Annotated in this window: 18 protein-coding genes and 1 tRNA gene; 3 read left to right on the plus strand and 16 right to left on the minus strand. The window is 63.9% G+C overall.

Annotated elements, in window-relative coordinates:
* Positions 1-54 precede the first annotated feature (54 nt).
* Positions 55-1,161 (minus strand): biotin--[acetyl-CoA-carboxylase] ligase, encoded by a 1,107-nt coding sequence (locus tag H3V09_RS05485; RefSeq protein WP_198199038.1) that lies wholly within the window; start codon positions 1,159-1,161, stop codon positions 55-57.
* A 177-nt stretch (positions 1,162-1,338) separates the two neighbouring features.
* On the opposite strand from H3V09_RS05485, the gene H3V09_RS05490 reads away from it, so the two are divergent.
* On the plus strand, positions 1,339-3,231 hold the full coding sequence (locus tag H3V09_RS05490; RefSeq protein WP_198191335.1) for a DUF6020 family protein: 1,893 nt from the start codon (positions 1,339-1,341) through the stop codon (positions 3,229-3,231).
* Positions 3,228-4,460 (plus strand): PucR family transcriptional regulator, encoded by a 1,233-nt coding sequence (locus H3V09_RS05495; RefSeq protein ID WP_198191334.1) that lies wholly within the window; start codon positions 3,228-3,230, stop codon positions 4,458-4,460. Before H3V09_RS05490 ends, H3V09_RS05495 begins: the two co-directional genes overlap by 4 nt.
* A 90-nt stretch (positions 4,461-4,550) precedes the next feature.
* On the opposite strand, the gene rplA is transcribed toward H3V09_RS05495, so the two are convergent.
* From rplA to dapE, 12 genes are all read right to left on the minus strand, one after another.
* Positions 4,551-5,240: a 50S ribosomal protein L1 gene (gene rplA, locus H3V09_RS05500; RefSeq protein WP_046323363.1), complete on the minus strand. Its 690-nt coding sequence runs from the start codon at positions 5,238-5,240 to the stop codon at positions 4,551-4,553.
* Positions 5,241-5,304: 64 nt separating this feature from the next.
* A complete protein-coding gene (gene rplK, locus H3V09_RS05505) occupies positions 5,305-5,736 on the minus strand; it encodes a 50S ribosomal protein L11 (RefSeq protein ID WP_015022451.1) in 432 nt (143 codons plus the stop codon).
* Between the two features lie 138 nt (positions 5,737-5,874).
* Positions 5,875-6,717 carry a transcription termination/antitermination protein NusG gene (gene nusG / locus H3V09_RS05510; protein ID WP_046323364.1) on the minus strand — a complete coding sequence of 281 codons (843 nt, stop codon included), beginning with the start codon at positions 6,715-6,717 and terminating at the stop codon, positions 5,875-5,877.
* A gap of 30 nt (positions 6,718-6,747) precedes the next feature.
* On the minus strand, positions 6,748-6,972 hold the full coding sequence (gene secE / locus H3V09_RS05515; protein ID WP_046323894.1) for a preprotein translocase subunit SecE: 225 nt from the start codon (positions 6,970-6,972) through the stop codon (positions 6,748-6,750).
* Between the two features lie 44 nt (positions 6,973-7,016).
* Positions 7,017-7,092 (minus strand) — tRNA-Trp (locus H3V09_RS05520).
* A 120-nt stretch (positions 7,093-7,212) separates the two neighbouring features.
* The gene (locus H3V09_RS05525) at positions 7,213-8,421 is read right to left on the minus strand and encodes a pyridoxal phosphate-dependent aminotransferase (RefSeq protein ID WP_198191445.1); all 1,209 of its coding nucleotides are present in this window, start codon (positions 8,419-8,421) and stop codon (positions 7,213-7,215) included.
* A gap of 43 nt (positions 8,422-8,464) precedes the next feature.
* Positions 8,465-9,607, minus strand: a complete 1,143-nt coding sequence (gene proB, locus H3V09_RS05530; RefSeq protein ID WP_198191333.1) for a glutamate 5-kinase — start codon at positions 9,605-9,607, stop codon at positions 8,465-8,467.
* On the minus strand, positions 9,604-11,283 hold the full coding sequence (obgE, locus tag H3V09_RS05535) for a GTPase ObgE (RefSeq protein ID WP_198191332.1): 1,680 nt from the start codon (positions 11,281-11,283) through the stop codon (positions 9,604-9,606). The genes proB and obgE overlap by 4 nt, the downstream gene beginning before the upstream one ends.
* Positions 11,284-11,414: 131 nt before the next feature.
* Positions 11,415-11,666: a 50S ribosomal protein L27 gene (gene rpmA / locus H3V09_RS05540; protein ID WP_015022457.1), complete on the minus strand. Its 252-nt coding sequence runs from the start codon at positions 11,664-11,666 to the stop codon at positions 11,415-11,417.
* Positions 11,667-11,698: 32 nt separating this feature from the next.
* On the minus strand, positions 11,699-12,007 hold the full coding sequence (rplU, locus tag H3V09_RS05545) for a 50S ribosomal protein L21 (RefSeq protein ID WP_024626855.1): 309 nt from the start codon (positions 12,005-12,007) through the stop codon (positions 11,699-11,701).
* Between the two features lie 154 nt (positions 12,008-12,161).
* Positions 12,162-14,840 (minus strand): Rne/Rng family ribonuclease, encoded by a 2,679-nt coding sequence (locus tag H3V09_RS05550; RefSeq protein ID WP_198191331.1) that lies wholly within the window; start codon positions 14,838-14,840, stop codon positions 12,162-12,164.
* Positions 14,841-15,076: 236 nt separating this feature from the next.
* On the minus strand, positions 15,077-16,306 hold the full coding sequence (gene dapE, locus H3V09_RS05555; protein WP_198191330.1) for a succinyl-diaminopimelate desuccinylase: 1,230 nt from the start codon (positions 16,304-16,306) through the stop codon (positions 15,077-15,079).
* Positions 16,307-16,449: 143 nt separating this feature from the next.
* On the opposite strand from dapE, the gene H3V09_RS05560 reads away from it, so the two are divergent.
* Complete coding sequence (locus tag H3V09_RS05560) at positions 16,450-17,394, plus strand: AEC family transporter (RefSeq protein WP_198191444.1); 945 nt, start codon at positions 16,450-16,452, stop codon at positions 17,392-17,394.
* 22 nt (positions 17,395-17,416) lie between these two features.
* On the opposite strand, the gene H3V09_RS05565 is transcribed toward H3V09_RS05560, so the two are convergent.
* Genes H3V09_RS05565 through H3V09_RS05575 form a run of 3 tightly spaced genes read right to left on the minus strand, consistent with a single transcriptional unit; the run spans position 17,417 to position 21,148 of the window.
* Positions 17,417-18,766, minus strand: coding sequence for a Maf family nucleotide pyrophosphatase (locus H3V09_RS05565; RefSeq protein ID WP_198191329.1), 1,350 nt, complete (start codon positions 18,764-18,766; stop codon positions 17,417-17,419).
* Positions 18,756-19,808, minus strand: coding sequence for a homoserine kinase (gene thrB, locus H3V09_RS05570; RefSeq protein WP_415873509.1), 1,053 nt, complete (start codon positions 19,806-19,808; stop codon positions 18,756-18,758). The genes H3V09_RS05565 and thrB overlap by 11 nt, the downstream gene beginning before the upstream one ends.
* Entirely contained in the window at positions 19,808-21,148 is a 1,341-nt protein-coding gene (locus H3V09_RS05575; RefSeq protein ID WP_198191327.1) for a homoserine dehydrogenase, read from the minus strand. The genes thrB and H3V09_RS05575 overlap by 1 nt, the downstream gene beginning before the upstream one ends.
* Positions 21,149-21,150 lie beyond the last annotated feature (2 nt).

Genomic DNA, 21,150 nt, shown 5'->3' on the forward strand with positions numbered 1-21,150 from the left:
TCACTGGTTGATCAAGGGTGATTGGATTGACGGAAAGCATGAACAGGGTGGGGATTAGGCCCCCACAGCTGCCACTTCAGGCAGGACACCCACGTCTGCCGTAGATACCTCAACCTGGTCGCCATCCGTCAGCTGCACCCGCAGGGAGGCATCCGGGTTGATCTCCAAAGCACGGCCCTCCACGGGCTCACCGGCCACGGGGACAACCCTGACCCGCTTGCCCAGCGTCCAGCTAAGCGCGGCAATCCGCGAGCGCAGACCCTGGGGTCCGTTCAAGGTCCTATCCAGCGACCCGCCAAAGCCAAGGGGGGCCATCTCCCCGCTCAGGTGCCAGCTGATGGCATCGACCAGGTCGTCGCGAAGGGTCTGATAGTCGGGCAGGTCCTGGTAGTGCAGCTGCAAAGATGTGGACTCCGCAATGGGCAGCGCCTGCCGTGGCAGGAACAGGTTGATGCCGATGCCGACAACCAAGGCCGACCAGTCCTGATCCACCCGGACCAGTTCGCAGAGGATACCCCCCAGCTTGGCCCCGCGGCAAAACAGATCATTGGGCCATTTGAGGGTCAGGACCCTTTCAGGGTCGCCGCCGTCAGCCAGCGGGCAGCCGTGGTACTCAAGCACATCCTGCAGGCCTTCCAGAGCAGCCAGCCCCGCCACCATGGGCATCCATCCGCCAAAGGGTCCAGTCAGCAGTCCGGTGGGCAGCGGCAGGGCCCAAGTGGCCAGCAGGGAGCATCGGGCCTGATTGACCCAGGTTCGGGCAAGACGACCGCGGCACCGGGATTGCGCATCGGCAACCGCTACGCTCAGCGGCATGGTGCTCTTCCCGGCGCCCGGCCATCGCCGAATACCCCTACTTGCGACTCTTCCCTCGTACCGTGTAGTCGTAGAAACACCCTGACGGGCATTTTTTCGAGGCGTATCTTCGGCTTTTCCCCTTGTGCCAGAGGCCAGTCCCTTCACGGTCTCCGTGCTCGTTGTCGATTCACCGCCCCCAAACAGCCGCTCGACCCGGTCGCGCGCATCCGAATACGTCGAGGCTTCCAGAGCATGAGCCACGAGCGTATTGGTCGAATCGACGGTGTCGAGCACCACGATCGAGGAGAGTACGCCACTGTCCAGCGATGCCGATGGCTGCCACTTGATATTCTGATGAGGCACGCGTTCCACTATACGGCACAAGGGGTCAGCCCCGGTAGCGAACCACCCACAAAAGCGACGGCCGGTTTTTGTATCTTTTCACAGGAGACCCTTGGATAGCTCAGAGCGCATCCTCGGATGGGCACTGGATAAAATAGGGAAGCCGTACACCAGGCATGACCCGCGAAAGGGGTTCTTTTGAGCGCAGACAGCGGACGGGTGCAAGCGAGAGAGGCGGGCGAACAACCTGTGCAGACATCTGCCTTGCAGACCGGGAGACCTGGGTCTCGTGCATCCCGGACCGTCGGCCTGGTCCTGGCCTTGCTGGCCTGCCTCTGGATTGCCTTCTGCACTGGACTGGGCCCCATCTACCGGCAGCAGGGTTCGCTGACACAGGTGGGCCTGCCCCAGATGCTGATCATGCTGGGAACCCTGGCCATCTGCCTGGCACTGGTCCTGGTCTGCCGCCGGATTCTGCTGGGTTGCAGACCCCTCAGGATGCCGCAGCGGCTGACGGCCCTGGCACAGCGCCCACGGATGCGTGCCTACGCGGCCTTCATCACCAGACAAACCAGCGGCTGGCGACCCATCATGCGTCTGCTCCTGCTGGGCTGGGCCTGGGCCTTTCTTACCCTGCTGGCCGCCTACGGGGCCGACCTGTATGCACAGGCCCAGGAATGTGCCAACTTCCTGGCCCAGCTGCAGGGCGATCAGCCCCCCTACGGCGGCAATGCCTTCACCCAGATGGATGTCTATCCCATCGGTCATTACCTGTGGCCGGGTCACCCGGCCTTCCTGACCGATCAGCACAACATAGTGCTGACCCTGTTTTACGGGATGACCATCATGGCCTCCAACCATCTGACCGGATCCTATGACGCGGGCATTGTGCTCCTATCGGGGCTGCAGGTGATCTTTGCGGCCTTCTGCTGCGCCGTCACTGCCGACCGCTTCCTGCGCGGCAGCGAAACTGAACATGTCGGGGCGCTGGCCCGCACCCTGGTCATGCTCTTCTTTCTCTTCTCCCCCTTTGTGGTCTTCAGCACCTTCAGCCTGACCAAATCCCCACTCTTCGCCTTCGCCTTCGTCTGGTGGTTCGGCATCTGCCACCAGCTGGAGTCAGCGGACAAGAACTCGCCACTGTACGCAAGCCAGGCAGCCCGACTGCGACCTGCCCTCGCCTTGAGCACCCTAACCATGCTGATCAGCGCAAAGTATGGCCTTTACATCGTCCTGGCCCAGCTGGTCCTGGCCCTGATCATCCACCGTCGCCAGTGGGCCACCATCCTGATAGGTCTCCTGCTGCCCCTGGTCCTGTTCACAGGGGTGACCGGGGCCATGATGGCCACAGGGACGGTCATTAAGGGCGACCCAGTGGAGAGCCGCAGCATCCAGCTACAGCAGATCGCCCGGGTGGCCCAGCGCAACCCTCAGGGGATTCCGGCCCAGGCAAGGGCCGACCTTGAGCCCATCATGGACCTGGACAATGCCGCCATCCAGTACACCCCCTGGGAGGCAGACCGGGTCAAGTCCTCGGGCAACCAGCCCAAACTGATCGTCTATCGATGGAGAACCGTCACGCCCGAGCAGCTTTCCCGGCTGAATCGGGCCTGGCTCCAGGTGGGACTGCGCAACCCGGTGATCTACCTGGATGCCTTCATGGCCGAGTCCTACGGCTACTTCGACCCCGGCGACCCTGCCTACGTGGCCATGTCCTACTACCTCAACAACGGCTACGTGCAGAACTCGGGCTCCTGGCTGGCGGCCTGGTGCCATGACTGGCGCAACGGGGTGACGGGATTCGTCAGAACCTGGGCCGATACCCCCCTGCTGGGCCTGGTGGCACGTGCCAACTTCTGGGTGGTGGCCGCCCTGCTGCTGATTGTCGCCCGCCTGTCTGCCGGCCACTGGCGCGGGGCCCTGTGCTGGTTCCCCCTCCTGCTGATCATGGGGGTCATGATCACTGCCCCAGCCAACAACTTCGAACGGCACATGCTGCCGGTGGACATGGCAGTGCCCTTCCTGATCCTGGACATGGTCCGGCAGAGCCGCCGTGCCCGCGCCGAAAACCTGATGGACCGGCCGACATGATCGGCAAGTCGAAGCGGTCCAGACCGAAGGACGATGAACCTGCCGAGGCGCAGCAAGCTCACCGGTCATCTACTGCCTCCGATGCCGCCATGGAGCAGATTCTCTTGAAGACACTGGATCATCTGCAGGAGGCGTTGCCCTGGGCCAGGTCCGTGCCCGCTGATGGGCGCAGAACCTTGGAGGGGGCCATTCAAACGGCTCTGAACGACCTGCTGTCCCGACTTGATTCCCAGGGCACAGAAGACAGCGAAGTCCCCTCACCCGTACCAGCCGAGCTCTCCCGGAGCCTGGGTCCGCACAGAGCCATGGAGCTGACCCAGGTCATTCTGGACATGCTTGAGGAGGCTGGCCGGACCATGGGAGCCGAAGGGGAACGAGCCACACTGGTCTACACCCGCCAAGCCGCCACCGCAGCAGCCGAGCTCTACGCCGACCTGGCAGAGACGCGGAGCGGCCGCAAGGCAGTAACGGAGTCGAGGATCATTCGGCATCTGATCGAGAAAACGGCAGACACACGGACGGTGGATGATCTGGCCCGTTTAGGCTGGCCGACCGAATTCGACTGCTTCGCTGTCGTCGGCGAGGCCCAGGGCAACGATGACGGGCAGGGCATGGAGAACGCCCGCCAGCCCATACACACCACGGTGGTCCGTCAAGGTGGCAGGGCTCTGGTGGGCGAGAGCGAGGGGCTCATGGTGGTCCTGATCAATCCCGACCGGTCAGGCACCCCAGCCGACTTCTGCGCATCCATCCTGCGGTTCTTCACCGACGAATCAGCTGTCTGCCTGGGACCTCTCCGCCATGGAATCTCCGGTGCGGAAGACTCCATCCGAGCTGCCCTGAGCACGCATGCGGCGGCTCCAGCAGTGGCTGACCCCATCACTGCCGCCCTACCCAGACCACTGCACGCCGACGATCTTCTGCCCGAACGAGCTCTGAACGGAGACACGGACGCTGCCGACCAGCTCTATCAAGAGATCTATATGAGCCTGGCCGGACAGGATCCGGACGGGCCCCTGCCGACCACGCTGCTCACCTTTCTGCGCTCGGGCAACTCGCTGGAGGTCACCGCCAAGAAGCTAGGCATCCATCCCAACACCGTGCGCTACCGGCTGAGGCGCTGTGTGGAGGTGACTGGCTGGGATGCTATGGACCCGCGAGAATCCTTCGTCCTCCGGGCGGCCCTGATTATCGGCAGAATCCGCAGATCGCATCCGGGCGCCGACTGACTGGTGCCGGACCAACTGCCGTAAGGCCAAGATATAAAAAGGGCGGGAACCCGAAGGTCTCCCGCCCTGGAAGTATACAGTCGAACTGACTCAGAGCACCGCGGTGTCCAGAGGAACGCCCGGGCCCATGGTGGTGGTGACGGTGGCCTTGGTGATGTAGCGGCCCTTGACCGTGGCCGGCTTCAGACGCTTGATCTCCTCGTCGACCGCGTGGAAGTTCTCCTCCAGAGCCTGCTGCTCGAAGGAAACCTTGCCCACCGGGAAGCTCAGGTTGCCGTTCTTGTCCACACGGAACTCGATACGTCCGGCCTTGATCTCGGTGACCGCCTTGGCCACATCCATGGTCACGGTGCCTGTCTTGGGGTTGGGCATGAGGCCACGGGGACCCAACACGCGGCCCAGGCGACCGACCTTGCCCATCATGTCGGGGGTGGCCACCACGGCATCAAAGTCCAGATAGCCGCCGGCGACCTTGGTTACCAGCTCGTCGTCGCCAACCTCGTCAGCTCCGGCCTCAGCGGCTGCAGTCGCCTGAGGACCACGGGCGAAGACCAGGACGCGCACGGTCTTGCCAGTGCCGTTGGGCAGGCTGACGGTGCCGCGGACCAGCTGGTCGGCCTTGCGGGGATCGACGTTCAGGCGGTAGACGGCCTCCACGGTCTCGTCAAACCCACGCTTAGGCATGCTCTTGAGCAGGGCGATGCCCTCCTCGGGGGTGTACAGGTTAGTGCGATCGACCTTCTCGGCCGCTTCGCGGTACTTCTTGGAACGCTTGGTCATCTGCTTCTCCTATCAGCAGTCGCGGTGCGGGCAAGCGTATGCCCTACCGCTCACAACAAAAATTTCAGTCGGTGACGGTGATGCCCATGGATCGGGCGGTGCCTTCGATGATCTTCATTCCGGCCTCGACGTCACGGGCCGACAGATCCTCCATCTTGGTCTGGGCGATCTCGCGGACCTGGGCCTTGGTGACGGATCCCACCTTGGTGGTCAGCGGGTTGCCGGCACCCTTGGAGACGCCGGCCGCCTTGCGCAGCAGGTCTGCTGCCGGCGGGGTCTTGGTGATGAAGGTGAAGGAACGATCCTCGTAGACAGTGATGATGCAGGGAATGACCTGGCCCATCTTGTCCTTGGTGGCATCGTTGTACTGCTTGCAGAAGTCCATGATGTTCACGCCATGGGAACCCAGTGCGGGGCCCAGCGGGGGCGCGGGGTTGGCCTTGCCGGCCTCTATCTGCACCTTGATCAGCGCGGTGACTTTCTTCTTTGCAGCCATATGCTGGTTCTTCTTTCTACGAAGCGGTGATGTCGGAGACCATAGGTCCCCTCCCGCAACCTGTTCTTTCCAAATGCTCTCCACAAGGGAGCACAAGCTTGACGATTATCTCATCGACCGGGGACCGGCCGACGGTGCTCAGACGATCTTTTCGACCTGGTCGAAGCCCAACTCAACAGGGGTGTCCCTGCCAAAGATGGAGACCAGAACGGTCAACTTCTGCGTGGTGGGCTCGACATCAGAGACTACGGCGGCCATGGTGGCGAAGGGTCCTTCAGTGACGGTGACCTGATCGCCGACGGCGTAGGAGACCTCCACGGTGCGCTTCTTGGCAGCCTCGGGTTTGTCTCCAGCGGCCTTTAAGGCCTCGGAAGCAATCATGGGGGCCATCATCTGGACGACCTCCTTGCGGGTCAGCGGAGCCGGCTCCTTGCTGGGACCGACGAACCCGGTGACACCCTCGGTGTCGCGGATGATGCGGCGGGCGTTCTCATCTGGCCACATGCGAATCAGCACATAGCCGGGCACACGCACGCGGGTGACGACCTTCTTGCCCTTGTCGGTGTGCTTTTCGACCTCCTCCATGGGAATCTCCACCTGGAAGACCTTGTCCTCCAAGCCGAAGGAGGCCACGCGGGACTCCACATTGGCCTTGACGCGCTTCTCGTAGCCGGAGTAAGTGTGCAGAACGTACCACTTGCCCTCAAGAGTGCGCAGCTTCTTGGAGAACTCGTCCACGGCACGCTGACCCGGATCCTCCTGGTCAGCCTGGTCGTCGGAATCGGAAGAATCTACCTGGGTATCCTTGGCCTGGGCAGATTCGGCGGATGCCTTGTCCTGCTCAGCCTGCTCCGAAGAGGTTCCGAGCTGCTGATCCTGGACCTGGGCATCCTCCTGCGCGGGGGCGTCGACGGATGCCGACGGGACCGACTCAGTTGCCTGATCGGGGTCCAGTCCCTCTCTGGTCAGATCATCACTCATGGATCACTCCACCTTCTACCTTGTCACGGCTCAGCCGAATATCAGGAGGGCTAGTTTGCCCAGCCCGAAGTCCATCGCAGTCACGAAGATCATCAGCAGGAGCACAAAGATGAAGACGGCCACGGACCAGCCCACCAGTTCCTTGCCCGTGGGGGTCACGACCTTGCGGATCTCGTCGATGACCTGCTTGATGAAGAGCCCGATACGCATGAAGAAGTTCGGCTTGGCTTCCTCAGCCCCATCCTTCTGTGCCATGGTCATCCATCCTTCGTTTGTTCTGCATCATCTGCTGCAAGCCTTGGCAGGGAAGGCGGGACTCGAACCCACAACCTACGGTTTTGGAGACCGTTGCGCTACCAATTGCGCCACTTCCCTATCGGAACTTCCCACCAGCCTACTCGACAGGGAGGAAAAACCGCCAAATGGCAAGTCTAGCCTAAAGGATGGATTGCGTCCAACCGTGTTGCCACCATAGCATTTCGCTCAGGAGCCGGATCAGGCGCTGATCCAGTCCCCAAGGCGCCGCATGCCCTCGGCCAGGTCGTCATCGGCCAGCGCATAGGAGAAGCGTAGGCAGCCGGGCGCGCCGAAGGCCTCGCCTGGCACGGCCGCCACCTGGATCTGCTCCAGGATGACCTCGGCCAGCTCACCCGAGGTGGCACAGACCGTACCTTGTGGACCCACTGGCTGATTCAGCAGGCCAGTCACGTCGGCAAAGGCATAGAAGGCGCCTAGGGGTTCAGGGCAGGTCACACCCTGCATGGCGTTCAAAGCATCCACGATGGCCCGCCGACGCAGGGCGAAGGCCGACCGCATGGCCTCCACGTCCTCCAAACCGCCGGTCAGGGCCGCCAGGGCCGCCTGCTGGGAGACGTTGGCCACGTTGGAGGTCATATGTCCCTGAAGCTTGGCGGCCGCCTTGGCCACCAGCAGGGGGGCAATCAGCCAGCCCACCCGCCAGCCGGTCATGGCATAGGTCTTGGCCACACCGTTGACCACAATCAGCTGATCGCGCACCTGGGGCACCAGAGCGCCCGGATAGGGGGTGTGCGCTTCCTGGTAGGTCAAATGCTCGTAGATCTCGTCGCTGATCACCCAGATCTGGTGCTCCACAGCCCAACGGCCCACGGCTGCCACCAGGTCGTCGTCCCAGACCGTCCCGGTTGGGTTGGCAGGCACGTTGAGAATGATGGCGCGCGTGCGCTCGGTCCGGGCCGCCTCCAGCTGCTCCAGGCTGGGGATATAGCCCTGGTCGGCTCCGCTGAGCACGGGGACCGGCCGGCCGCCGGCCAGCAGAACCATCTGTGGATAACTGGTCCAGTAGGGTGCAGGGATGATGACCTCATCGCCAGGATTCAACAGGATCTGAAAAGTCTCATAGACGGCCTGCTTGCCACCGTTGGTAACCACCACCTGATCCGGGTCGATCTGGTAACCCGAGTCGCGCAGGGTCTTGTCGGCGATGGCCTGTTTAAGTTGGGGCAGGCCCGCCGTGGGCGTATAGCGATGGTTGCTCGGATCCAGGCAGGCTCGGGCCGCTGCCTGCACGATGTGGTCAGGCGTGGGAAAGTTGGGTTCGCCGGCACCGAAGCTGATCACATTCATGCCCTGGGCCTTCATGGCCTTGGCTTTCGAATCCACGGCCAGAGTGGCACTGGGGGCCACCGCATCTACGCGTCTGCTCAGGGTCTGCCATTGCGCCATAGTCATGCTGTCATGCTACCGCCCGCCACCCCCAGGGCTGCGCTCAGACAAGGACCAGAGAGTCCCGATGCACCAGCGGGTGGGCATAGTGAGCGCCCAGTCGGCGGCGGAGCTCCTTGGTGTTTAGGCCCAGCATGTCCTGAGCCTCCTCGGAATCGTAGCCGGACAGACCCTTGGCCACCTGGTGACCGGACTCATCATGAATCCAGACCGGATCCCCGGCCGAGAACTCGCCCTGGACCGATCTGGCACCAGCTGCCAGCAGGCTGGCCCGACCACCGCGCAGAGCTTTGACGGCCCCCTGATCCACCAGATAGCCGCCCCGGGGACGGGATGCGAACTTGATCCAGAGCCGGTGCGAGGAGCCCCGCGGACGGATGGGGGCGAAGAGGGTGCCCACCCGGTCGCCGGCCAGGGCAGGACCTGCAAGATCGGCGCAGGTCAAGACCACGGGCATGCCGGAGGCCGCAGCAATCCGCGCCGCCTCCAGCTTGGTGGACATGCCCCCGGTTCCCAGCCCAGAGACGGACCCCTGGGCATCCACTTGGTCCATAATGGCCGCCACGTCCGGCACAAAGCCGATCCTGTGAGCCCCTGGCTGGGACGGGGGTTCAGTGTAGAGGGCATCCACATCAGTCAGCAGGACCAGGGCATCGGCACTGACAATGTTGGCGATCAGGGCCGAAAGATGGTCGTTGTCGCCGAAACGGATCTCGTTGCTGGCCAGGGCATCGTTCTCATTGACGATGGGGATGACCCCCAGATCCAACAGACGGCAGAGGGTGCGCCGGGCGTTGCGGTACTGGACTGCATGGGTGGTGTCACGAGCGGTGATCAGGATCTGGCCAACCCGTAGGTCATAGCGGGCGAAGGCGGTCTCGTACTGAGCCATGAGCAGACCCTGGCCCACTGAGGCCGTAGCCTGCTGGGTGGCCACATCACCGGGGCGTTCGTCGAATCCCAGGGTGCCAAAACCAGCTGCAATAGCCCCGGAAGTGACCAGGACCAGGCGAGCGCCATTCACGGCAGCCGAGGCCAGGGCGCCCACCAGCGAACGCAGGCGGCCAAGGTCCAAGTGCCCATGGAGATCGGTCAGAGAGCTGGATCCTACCTTGACCACCATGGTACGGGCCTGAGCCACTCGGGAGCGGATCTCAGCCTCAGCAGATCCTTCCCGTTCGGTCATTGCCCAGCCTCCTCCGAACTGGCAGCATCCGCGTCCCCGCGCCCCAGCAGGCCCTGCCTGTCGTGGGGATCGTCGTCCACGGAGGGGTCGGCCCAGTGCCCCTGGCGCCGTTCCTGCTCCATGACCTGTCGCACCGCCTGCCGGGCATCCATCATCTGGTGGTACTGGCGGCGGCGTTCGCTGTTGGTGCGGCGACGGTTGAGCCCCTGGCTCTCCTCCAGGCGCAGGTCACGACCCCGGGCCACCTGGGGGGTGCCATCCAGCATTTCGGCGCCGGCCGCCACACTCGGATCCCAGTCGAAGGCCACCGCATCGTCGCCAGGACCGATGCGGACCTCGTCACCTGGCCTGGCTCCGGCCTTGCGCAGAGCATCCTCCACACCCATCCGGGCCAGGCAGTCAGCCAGATAGCCCACGGCCTCCTCGTTGTCGAAGTTGGTCTGGCGGACCCAACGCTCGGGCTTGGCTCCGCAGACCCTGAACCAGGTCTGTCCGGAACGGGTCTGATGCCGCTCAAGGGTGAAGTCCCCGGACTGGTCGCCGCTCCTGCGCCGCCGCTCCAAGGGGCGGATAACCACGCGCTCCTCCTGCCTGGCCTCTTCCCGCTGACGCAGCTGCCCGCGCAGGCGGTCCACCAGACCGGCCAAGTAGTAACCCAGTTCCTTAAGCCCCTGATGCGAGGCTGTGGAGACCACAAAGACCTTGAGACCCAGGGCCTCGAAGTCAGGCCTAACAAATTCGGCCAGTTCGCGAGCTTCCGGCAGGTCAGCCTTGTTGAGGATGATCACCCTGGGCCGCTCGGCCATGGGGATGACTCCCAGAGGAAGCTCCAGGCGGTCGGCATAATGGGAAAGCTCCTCTTCCAGGGCCCGGTAGTCGCTCATGGGGTCCCGATCAGGCTCCAAGGTGGCACAATCGATGACGTGGGCGATAATCTCGGTACGCTCGATGTGCCGCAGAAACTCCAGCCCAAGACCCTTGCCTTGGGAGGCTCCTGGAATCAGCCCTGGCACATCGGCCATAGTAAAGCGGCTTTCCCCTGCCTGGACCACGCCCAGGTTGGGCACCAGGGTAGTGAATGGATAGTCGGCGATCTTGGGCCGGGCCGCGCTCATGGCCGCCACCAGGCTGGATTTGCCCGCGCTAGGGAAACCCACCAGGGCCACGTCGGCGATGGATTTGAGCTCCAGCACCAGGTCGCGCTCCTGCCCGGCATCCCCTAGCAACGCGAAGCCAGGAGCCCGCCTGGCCTTGGTGGCCAGGGAGCGGTTGCCCAGACCGCCCACGCCGCCTTGGGCTGCAACGAACCGGTCTCCCACGTGGGCCAGGTCGGCCAGTCGCTCACCAGGCTGCTTGCGCTCGCCTTGGCCTCCTTTGGCGGTGAAGACCACGGTGCCCACCGGCACCGGCAGAATCAGATCCTGGCCACGGCTGCCGTCCTTGTCGCCGCCCAGACCCATGGTGCCTGATTCGGCCTGGCGGTGCGGCAGGAAGCGGTAGTCCAGCAGGCTGGTGGCGTTGGCATCGGCCTGAAGAATGACCGAGCCGCCCTGGCCGCCGTCGCCTCCATCAGGCCCGGCCAGGGGCTTGTACTTCTCGCGGCGGATGGAGGACGCTCCATTGCCGCCGTCGCCACCCTTGACATGGACGGTGACCTGATCCACAAATGCGCTCATAGGGGCCCATGGTACTCAATCCGGCCTGACATGCGGCCCCTGAGAGCTGAATGCCCTGCATCTTCATACATATATGCAAAAAGGCCACCCCCACGACAGGGATGGCCTTGGCTGATGCCGATAAAGGGCAATCAGGCGGTAAGCACGTCAACGACCTTGCGGTCACGCCGGTTGGCGAACCGAACCGTTCCGTCCGTCAGGGCGAAGAGGGTGTGATCCTTACCCAGACCGACATTCTGGCCGGGATGGAACTTGGTGCCACGCTGGCGAACAATGATGTTGCCGGCCACTACGGCCTCGCCGCCGAACTTCTTGACGCCCAGGTACTGTGCATTCGAATCGCGCCCGTTGCGTGAGCTGGACGCGCCCTTCTTATGTGCCATGTCTGGTTCCTTTCCTACCTCGACCTAGGCCTTCAGGCGATGGCCGTGATCTTGACCACGGTCTGCTTCTGACGGTGGCCCTTGCGGCGCGCCACGCCGGTCTTGTTCTTGAACTTCTGGATGTTGATCTTGGGGCCCTTGGCCTCGTCGTCCACGACCTCGCCCTTGACAGAGATCTTGGCCAGATCCTTGGCGGCCATGGTCACCTTGGATCCATCGACGACCAGCGCGACCGGAAACTCGACCGACTCGCCCTTCCTGGCAGCCAGACGGTTGACCGTGATCTGGTCACCGACCTCGACCTTCTCCTGATGGCCTCCGGCCTTCACAATCGCGTACATAGCCCTACCTTGCCTGTTGTCCAAAGCTGTATGCGCCCGGCATCCGGGTCTCGCCATGCGATTGACGGACCCGTCCAGACACCAGCTAACCAGTATAGAAGCAAACACACCGCGTCGTCAAATGTGCCTGCTCCGCCGACAAAACGAATTCAGTTTATGACTCCTTGGCGACATCCGCCGTCTCAGCCTGGGCATCATCCTCGTCCGACGCCGCCTGGGCCGCCGCAGCGATCCTGGCCAGCTTGGCCTTGACTGCAGGGGTCGAGCCTGTGGACAAGGTCTCCTTGGAAGAGGAGCCGTGCCCATGCTTGTTGGTCTTGACGAAGGGGTCGCCGCCCTTGACTGCGTATGGGTCGGCATAGGAGGCTGAGATGGTCGGCTTGTCGTGAAGGATGAAGCCTCGGCCATGGCAGGTGGGGCACTCCTCGGAGAAGGCCTCGACCAGACCCTGGCCCACCCGCTTGCGGGTCATCTGCACCAGGCCCAGGGAGGTGACCTCGGCCACCTGGTGCTTGGTGCGGTCCCGGGCCAGGCACTCGACCAAGCGGCGCAGGACCAGGTCGCGATTAGCCGGCATGACCATATCCACGTAGTCGATCATGATCATGCCGCCGATGTCGCGCAGGCGCAGCTGGCGGGCGATCTCCTCGGAAGCCTCCAGGTTGCAACGGGTCACCGTCTCCTCCAGCGACTTGCCCTTGCCGATGAAGCGGCCCGTGTTCACGTCGATGGTGGTCATAGCCTCAGTGCGGTCGATGACCAGGGAGCCGCCGGAGGGCAGGTAGACCTGGCGCTCCATGCCCTTGCGCAGTTGGCTGTCGATGCTCCAGCGATCGAAAACATCCTTGCCCTGGTGCTCGGCCGGGTCCCAGTGCTCAAGTTTCTCCTCCAGGTCGGGGGCCATGGTCTCCAGGTAGTTGCGGACCCTCTCGTAGACCCCCTCGCCCTGGACCACCAGCTTGGCGAAGTCGTCGTTGAAGATGTCTCGAACCACACGGATAGCCACGTCCGGCTCGCCCTGCAGAAGCTTGGGACGCTTGCCGTGCAGGAACTCCTTGCGCTTGTCCTCGATCTTGCCCCACTGACGCTGCAGGTTCTCCAGGTCCTTGGTCAGGGCCTCCTCGCTGGCCCCCTCTGCCGCGGTGCGAATGATGACGCCCATGTCCTTGGGGGCCACCTTGGAGACGATGCTCTTGAGACGGGAACGCTCGCGGTCGGGCAGCTTGCGACTGACGCCGGTCATGCCGCCCGAAGGCACCAGGACCAGGAAACGGCCGGCCAGCGTGACCTGCGAGGTCAGCCGTGCACCCTTGTGGCCAATGGGGTCCTTGGTGACCTGGACCAGCACAGGGTCACCGGATTTGAAGGCCAGTTCGATCCGGCGGGGCTGACCCTCCAGACGGGTGGAGTCCCAGTTGACCTCGCCGGCATAGAGCACGCCGTTGCGGGCCTGGCCGATGTCCACGAAGGCGGCCTCCATGCTGGGCAGGACGTTCTGAACCCGGCCCAGGTAGATGTTGCCTACAGTGGAGACCTCCTGGATGTCGGAGACGTAGTGCTCGACCAGGATATCGTCCTCGATGACCGAGATCTGGGTGTGGTGCTCCTTCTCGCGCACCACCATCAGGCGGTTGACGTTTTCACGGCGGGCCAGGAAGTCCTGCTCGACCAGTTGGGACTGACGCGAGCGTTCGCGGCGGTTGTCCCGCCGGCGCTGCTTTTTGGCCTCCAAGCGGGTGGAGCCCTCCACGTCGGTGATCTCGTCAATATATTGCTGTTTGCGCGAACGGCGGGTACTGGACTCCTCTGACTCGCCCTCAGCGGACTTGGAGCCTCTGCGACGGCGGCGGCGACGGGTCAGCGGGGCCTCGTCCTCGTCATCCTTGTCCTTCTCCTGCTCGTGCCCGCGACGGCGGCGAGTGGAAACGGGCTTCTCAGAGCCCTCATCATCGCTCTTGGCACGGCGGCGACGACGAGTGCGAGTGCCGGACTCATTCTGGTCCTCGTCCTGATCCTGATCCTGATCCTCGTCAACTACGAAGGTTATGCCCTCGTGATCCAGATCCTCCTCGATGCGCTCCACCTCGTCGGCGGCCCTGCGCTCCTCGGCATTGAGCCTGCGGGAACGGCGTGAACCGCCCTCCGAGGTGCTCCTGGATTTGCTTCGGCGGGAGGGCTTGGATGACTGTTCGGCATCCTCGTCCTCCTCATCCCGTTCGTCGCGCTCATTCTGCTCAGGCCTGGAGACGGGTATAACGGGCTCCTGGAAGAGCAACGACGTCATAGGACGGGGACGGGCGGTGCGGGCGGCACGCGGACGCTCATCCTGCTCCTCAGCCTTCCGGTCTGTCCTCTGGCTGAGCCCCGAGGTCAGAGCCTCCACAGCCTCAAGGGCACGTTCCTGACGGTCTTGATCAGGTTCGCCCTCCTGGGCATGCTCCTCGGTGCGTCGGCGGGCAGTAGTACGGCTGCGACGACGAGTAGTCGTCCTGGTTGGCTTGGACTCGCTCTCATCCCCCTGAGCATCTTGGCTGGAATGGTCCTGCGCGCTCTGATCGGCAGCCTGATTCTCCTTGGACTTGCGAGTGCGACGGCGACGGGTGGCGGAGGGCTTGGACTCGTCCTCCTCCTCCTTGGCCTTACGGGAGGTCTTGCGCTTCTCGGCCTCGACCTTCACAGGCACGTCGGCACCGGCCGCGCCGGCCACCCTGACCACACGCCGTCCGGAGCGGCGACGAGTGCCGGGACTTGCAGTCTCTTCAACCTGCCGCCCCTGCCCATCACTGATGGCGGACCGATTATCCTTGGTATCCTCATTCGTATTTTCGGGCACAATGCTCCTTGCGGCACGCCGCCTCGCGCCGCTCTCACGGTCCCGATCCGTCCTCACGCTGCACTCTCACTGCAACCGCGCACCTGCGTGCGCCCGATCGAAACGCCTTGGCAAAAAGTCTTCCTGACGCAGGCGGACACCGACGCCCACACGGGTCACTGGGTCTCCGTCCGGGGGGATCAACGCCTACGCTGCAAGTGGTCAGGCAGAACCACCGTCATCTAGTATGTCACAGATCAGCGGTCTTCAGGTCCATTGAGCCATTCGACCAGTATTGCTTCCAGCCGGACCAGGTCATCCAGGGGCACCTGTTCGTCGGCCTTGTGGGCCAGCAGGGGGTCCCCTGCGCCCAGGTTGACGGCTGGTAGGCCAAGGGCTGAAAATCGGGCCACATCGGTCCACCCCAACTTGGCACGAGGCTGCTGGCCCGTGGTCCGGGCAACCAGGTCCGCTAGTGAACGCGCCCAGGGCGAATCCAGACCCGGACGGGCCGCTGGCGATTCGTCACACATGCGCACCGAGAATCCCTGGAAGACCCCGCCGCGGGCCATATGCTCGCCATTGCCCAGCTCAGCGCCTGTCCCTTGACCCATCATCAACTCCTTGGCCTGAGCCAGACTCTTGTCGGGGGCGAAACGGTAGTTGACATGCACCCGGCAGCGGTCGGGAATGACGTTGGTGCCCAGGCCGCCCTCGATCATGGTGGCGTTGAGTCCCTCCCGGTAGTCCAGGCCATCCACCCGCACCGTGGCCGGACGGTACTGCTCCAGCCGGTCCAGAATGGGCGCGGCCGCGTGGATGGCGTTGCTACCCATCCAGGCCCGGGCGGAGTGGGCCGCCGTGCCGTGGGTGATCAGATCGAAGCGCATGGTTCCATTGCAGCCGGCCTCGATGGTGCAGTCGGTTGGCTCGCCGATGATGGCGAAATCACCTTGCACCCAGTCAGGGTGGGCGGCCACCACCCGGCCCAGCCCGTTCAGGTCGGCCTGGACCTCCTCATGGTCGTAGAAGACAAAGGTCAGGTCATAGACCGGCTCCTGCATGGTGAGCGCCAGGTGAAGAAAGACGGCATCCGAGGCCTTCATGTCGGCGGAGCCCCTGCCGTACAGCACCCGGGATCCAGGGTGGGCGGCGGCCAGGTCGGCGCGGATGTCCGGGTCGCCGGGCTCCAGCCAGCGCGGGGGGAGGTTCCCATCCACGGGTACGGTGTCCAGATGCCCGGCAAGAACGATGCGGTGGGGACGGCCCAGCTGGGTGGAGGCCACGACCGTATCTCCCAACCGTTGGACCAAGAGGTCGGCTCGTGAGGACAGGGTCCTCTGGACGGCATCAGCCAGGGCGCCCTCCTGGCCGCTGACCGAAGGCAGGGCGGTCATGGACTCCAGTATCCTTGCCAAGGCCTGGGAAGGTTCAACCCCCCGGGTGCCGGAGAGAAGATCAATATCCGTCTGTGTGTTCTTGGCCATAGTGCCATGCTAGCGGGCCGGGAATCGCAGATGGACCTGCAGCCGCAAGCATGAGGTCCTAGTGGCACAATGGGGGCGACGGAAGCGGTGGCACTCCGCCTGGGAGGCCGCCGTCCACCATGCGAGACGAGGAGGATGCCGGAGTGCCTGGACTGCTCAGCGCCATGGAGGGGTTCTTCATCATCGGCGTGGTCATCGCCGTGGGCTATGTGGCCGCCCGCTTCCATGTAGGCGGTCCCACAGCCCAGCTGGTGCTGAACAAATACTCATTCTTTGTGTCAACGCCCTGCCTGATGTTCGCCATCCTCTCCAAGCAGAAGCTATCGGTAATCTTCCACCCCAGCATCATCGTGGCCTTCCTGTCGGCGGCGGCCGTGGGTCTGCTTTTCGTGGCCCTGAATGCGGCCAGCTTCCACCTGCCGGCCGCCGAAGCCACCATCGGCGCTCTCGACTCCCTGTATTTGAACTCCAATAACATCGGGCTGCCTGTAGCCACCTATATTCTGGGCAATCCCACACTGGTGGCCCCTATCCTGGTCATGCAACAGGCCCTTTTCACCCCAATCGGGCTGACCGTTCTGGACGCGACCACCTCTGGCAAGCTTTCGGTCAAGACCATCCTCAAACAGCCTCTGAAGCAGCCGATCCTCATCGGCTCCATAGGCGGCATAGTGATATCGGCTATCAGCGCCCAGGCCGGCCATTTCGTCATCCCTGACTTCGTCTACAAGCCCATCGACATGATCGGACAGTCGGCCGTGCCCATGATCCTCATGGCCTTCGGCATGTCCCTGCGGGGTTCGCGACCCATGGGCCGGGGCACTGACCGTCGTGCCACCCTTTGTGCGGTGATCCTGAAGAATCTGGTCATGCCCATGATCGCTTACCTGCTGGCCCGGTTCATGATGGGCTTCAGCGGGGCGGAGCTGTACGGGTGCGTGGTTCTGGCGGCCCTGCCCACCGGCCAGAACGTCTACAACTACGCCGCCCGGTACGAGGTGGGAACCACCTTCGCCAGGGACGGCATCCTGTTGAGCACGATCACCTCGCCCGTGATCATCGCTCTGGTTGCTCTGCTCCTGAGCTGATGTGCCCAGGCAAGCTGCCTACTCAGCCTTCGGCTGCCAGAACCTCCAAGCGTTGTCTAAAGTGCGGCCAGTCCCGTCCGAAGGCCTTCAGAAGGGGCAGGTCCGCGACCTTGTCCAGGTCCACCCATTCCAGGGCAATGCTCTCATCGTCATTCATGCGGGGATCGACCTGGTGGCCGGGACGCTCAAAGGCCAGTATGGTCGTGTAACCCCAGGGGCCGTGGTCCTCCAAGTAGGAACCCACCACCTGAATGTCCTCCGGACGGATGTTGGCCTCCTCATAGCTCTCGCGCAGGCCGCCCTCCAAGGGGTTCTCCCCGTCGGAGATGGCGCCGCCCGGCACACCCCAGGTGCCGCCCTCAGCGCTCCAGCGGGCCCGGTGCTGCAGAAGCACACTGACCGGCACACCTGTGCGGGCATCACGCCGGACCAACAAAACGCCGGCAGCCCCGTTGAGCCCCCAGTGCCGCTTGCCGCAGGCGCAGTCCACCCACCCGTCGCCGGGCTGATGGACATTCTCCACGGGAGCGACCAGTCCCTCAGGACCATGCGTTGATCCGTCCGTCTGCTGCCGCTCGGGCAGGACCCGTTGGGCCCACAGGTCAGGCCAGGAGACGCCCAGCTCCTGAGCCAGGGCGCGCAGGGTGGGCATGCTCAATCCCATCACCCCGCTGGGATCGCCTCGAATGCCCTGGATGAAGGCGCTGCCCAATCCCTCCAAGGTGAAGGATCCTGCCACCTCCAGGGGTTCGCCGGTGGCCACATAGGCCTGCATGACGGCCCTGTCATAGTCTCCGAAGGTCACTTGAGCGCTGCTGACCGCTCGGGCACGTCGGCCGGTGGCCAGATCGATCAGACAGTGGCCGGTTACCAGGGTGCCGGTTTGGCCGCGCATGGCCATCAGCCGCTCCAAAGCACGCTCCGGCTGGTGAGGCTTGCCCATGACAGCACCGTCCATGCTGAACAGCGAGTCGCACCCCAGCAGGAGGGGCCCACGCCCGGCGCCGAGCATCCCGCCCCAGGCCCCAATGACCCGGCTCATGGGATCCCGGGAGGATGCACCTGAATCACCCTGGCTCAGAGGCCTGAACGTGACCAGATCGCCCCGGGAACGTCTTTCGGCATCCTTGACGGCATCCATGGTCGCTTGGACAGCCGAAGCCTTGGCCTCAGCCAAGACGCTGACCCGTTCGCGCACATCCAGGTCATCCAGGCGACAACCCAGTTTACGGGCCTGTTCCGCAAGCACAGCCGGCTCATCGACCTTTGAGGGTCGAATGATGGGGTCGATGCCCGCCTGGACCAGAAGCCGACGCCTGGAGGGGGAGGATGAGGCCAGGATGAGCGGGATATGCCTGTCTTCAGTGTTCACGATTGCCTTCCTGGTCCCGTTCCACCTGGACCCCCTGGCAGTCCACGTCCAAGGACAGGATCCGCCAGCGACCGGAATCCAGATAGTCCCTGGCAAGGGTCCGCAGCTCATTTTCGGCATCCCCGTAGTGCAGGACGATAATGCATGGTCCAGCCCCAGAGACGGCCGCCGCATAGCCCTGACGACGAAGGAGCTGCAGGAGCTTGGTGGAGGACGGCATGAGCCCGGCCCGGTATGGCTGATGGAGTCGATCCTGGGTAGCTACAAAGAGCATGGCATTGGCCCTGGCAGCCTGCTCGGCTGCATCAGCTCCCAAGTCATCCAGTGACCCTGGGTTCAGAGCGCCAGGAATCAGGGCCGCCCGCGACAGGTTATGAACAGCATCCGCGTAAGGCACCCGGTTGGGCAGGGCCTGTCGTGCCTTCTGTGTGGACAGATGAACGCCGGGAACGAAGACTGTGGCCTTGATGGCCGGGTCCACCTTGTATCGCAGGGTGTGGTAGCCGCCCTCCAAGGGCGCACCCCCGGCTATGGGCAGAGAACCCACTCCCTCGCCAGTGGCCAGATCATAGGAGACGGTCAACCCCCCGTAGACAGCAGGCGCCACGTTGTCGGGATGCCCCTCAATCTGGGCGGCCAACGCAAAGACGGCATCACGACGCAGAGGGCCGGCATGGGCGAAGGCCGCAGCCGCCGCGATACCGGCTACGATGGCCTCGGCGCTGGAACCCAAACCCCTGGCCTGGGGGATACGGTTGACCGCGCGCATGATGAAGCCGAACCTTGGCAGTCCGAAGACCTGGCAGGCCCGCCGGAAGGCTGAGACGACTAGGTGGGTCTCGTCTCGGGGCAGAGTCCGCTCCCCCTCGCCCTTGATTACCACATAGGCGGTGGTGTCGTCCTGGTCCACGGAACGGGTGAAGACGATCTCGTCATGGTAGTCCAGCGCCAGACCGACCGCATCGAAACCTGATCCCAGGTTGGCACTGGTGGCTGGCACACGCACCCGAACAGTAGACGGGCCTTCTGCAGCAACGGCCATCATTGGGCCTGCCGATCGAAGACGCGCAGGATAGAGGCCTGACCGGTGACTGAGTCGAAGGTGGAGATCCGCTTGACCACCTGTCGCAGGGTCACCTCGTCGCACAGATGGGTGACCACGCGCAACTGCTGGATCTCGCCGCTGTAACCCGGGTCATGCAGGGTGGGCTTGATGTCCTGGTTGACTCCGTTGATGGAGATGCCTGCCTCGGAGAAGACCTGGGCGATGGCCGCCAGCACGCCAGGCTTGTCGTGGATCAGGAAGCGGACAGCAAAGGCGGCCCGGGATGCATCCAGCGGAGCCATGGGGATGTTGGCGTACATGGGGATTCCCGGACCCATGCCATGCTGGACGATGTGGCGTGCCTCGGTGACCACGTCCCCCACAACGGCTGATGCTGTGGGCGCTCCGCCGGCACCCCGGCCGTAGAACATGAGATCGTCGGCGGCCTTGGCTGTGACGAAAACCGCGTTGAAGCTGCCATGGACCGAGGCCAGGGGGTGGCTGTCGGGAATCAACGCCGGGTAGACCCGGGCGGAGATGCCCTGTTCGCCGCGTTCGGCCACGGCCAGAAGCTTGATGACCCGGTGCTCGGTCTGTGCGGCCGCAATATCGTCGGCGGTGATGGCGCGGATGCCCTCCACGGGGACGTCGTCCAGGCGCACATCGGTATGGAAGGCCAGCGTGGCCATGATGGCGGCCTTAGCGGCCGCATCCAGCCCGTCCACATCGGCAGTGGGATCCGCCTCAGCGAAGCCCTTGGCCTGGGCATCGCGCAGGGCCTGATCGAATTGAAGACCCTTGGTGGTCATCTCATCCAGAATGTAGTTGGTGGTCCCGTTGACGATACCCACCAAGCTGGTGATTCCGTCGCCCACCAGAGATTCGCGCAGGGGCCGCACGATGGGGATGGCCCCGCCCACAGCCGCTTCGAAGTAGATGTCGACGCCCCGTTCTTCGGCGGCCCGGTAGAGCTCAGGGCCGTGCTGGGCCAGCAAGGCCTTGTTGGCGGTGACCACGCTGGCGCCGGACTCGATGGCCTTGAGCAGCAGGGTGCGGGCCGGCTCGATCCCGCCGATCAGTTCGATGACGATATCCGCTTTAGTGACTAAGTCGGCTGAGTCTGTGGTCAGCAGGGACTGATCAATCCAATCAGCCTTGACCTTGTCAGGATGGAGGACGGCGATACCTACCAGCTGCAGGGGGCGGCCCACTCGACTGGCTAGATCCTGGCTCTGCTCCACCAAGAGGCGGGCAGTCTGGGAGCCCACGGTCCCGGCCCCCAGAAGTGCTACGCGGATGGGCCTGACGGCCTCCTGCTGCTGCATGCGTTCAGGCATAT

The sequence above is a fragment of the Bifidobacterium sp. M0399 genome (genome assembly GCF_016100595.1).
In the GTDB taxonomy this organism is placed as follows: domain Bacteria; phylum Actinomycetota; class Actinomycetes; order Actinomycetales; family Bifidobacteriaceae; genus Bombiscardovia; species Bombiscardovia polysaccharolytica.

Excerpts from the sequence above, each read along its gene's own strand:
- H3V09_RS05495 (WP_198191334.1), top strand. The coding sequence starts at position 3,228 with ATGATCGGCAAGTCGAAGCGGTCCAGACCGAAGGACGATGAACCTGCC.
- rplA (WP_046323363.1), bottom strand. The coding sequence starts at position 5,240 with ATGACCAAGCGTTCCAAGAAGTACCGCGAAGCGGCCGAGAAGGTCGAT.
- rplK (WP_015022451.1), bottom strand. The coding sequence starts at position 5,736 with ATGGCTGCAAAGAAGAAAGTCACCGCGCTGATCAAGGTGCAGATAGAG.
- nusG (WP_046323364.1), bottom strand. The coding sequence starts at position 6,717 with ATGAGTGATGATCTGACCAGAGAGGGACTGGACCCCGATCAGGCAACT.
- secE (WP_046323894.1), bottom strand. The coding sequence starts at position 6,972 with ATGGCACAGAAGGATGGGGCTGAGGAAGCCAAGCCGAACTTCTTCATG.
- H3V09_RS05525 (WP_198191445.1), bottom strand. The coding sequence starts at position 8,421 with ATGGCGCAATGGCAGACCCTGAGCAGACGCGTAGATGCGGTGGCCCCC.
- proB (WP_198191333.1), bottom strand. The coding sequence starts at position 9,607 with ATGACCGAACGGGAAGGATCTGCTGAGGCTGAGATCCGCTCCCGAGTG.
- obgE (WP_198191332.1), bottom strand. The coding sequence starts at position 11,283 with ATGAGCGCATTTGTGGATCAGGTCACCGTCCATGTCAAGGGTGGCGAC.
- rpmA (WP_015022457.1), bottom strand. The coding sequence starts at position 11,666 with ATGGCACATAAGAAGGGCGCGTCCAGCTCACGCAACGGGCGCGATTCG.
- rplU (WP_024626855.1), bottom strand. The coding sequence starts at position 12,007 with ATGTACGCGATTGTGAAGGCCGGAGGCCATCAGGAGAAGGTCGAGGTC.
- dapE (WP_198191330.1), bottom strand. The coding sequence starts at position 16,306 with ATGGCCAAGAACACACAGACGGATATTGATCTTCTCTCCGGCACCCGG.
- thrB (WP_415873509.1), bottom strand. The coding sequence starts at position 19,808 with ATGGCCGTTGCTGCAGAAGGCCCGTCTACTGTTCGGGTGCGTGTGCCA.
- H3V09_RS05575 (WP_198191327.1), bottom strand. The coding sequence starts at position 21,148 with ATGCCTGAACGCATGCAGCAGCAGGAGGCCGTCAGGCCCATCCGCGTA.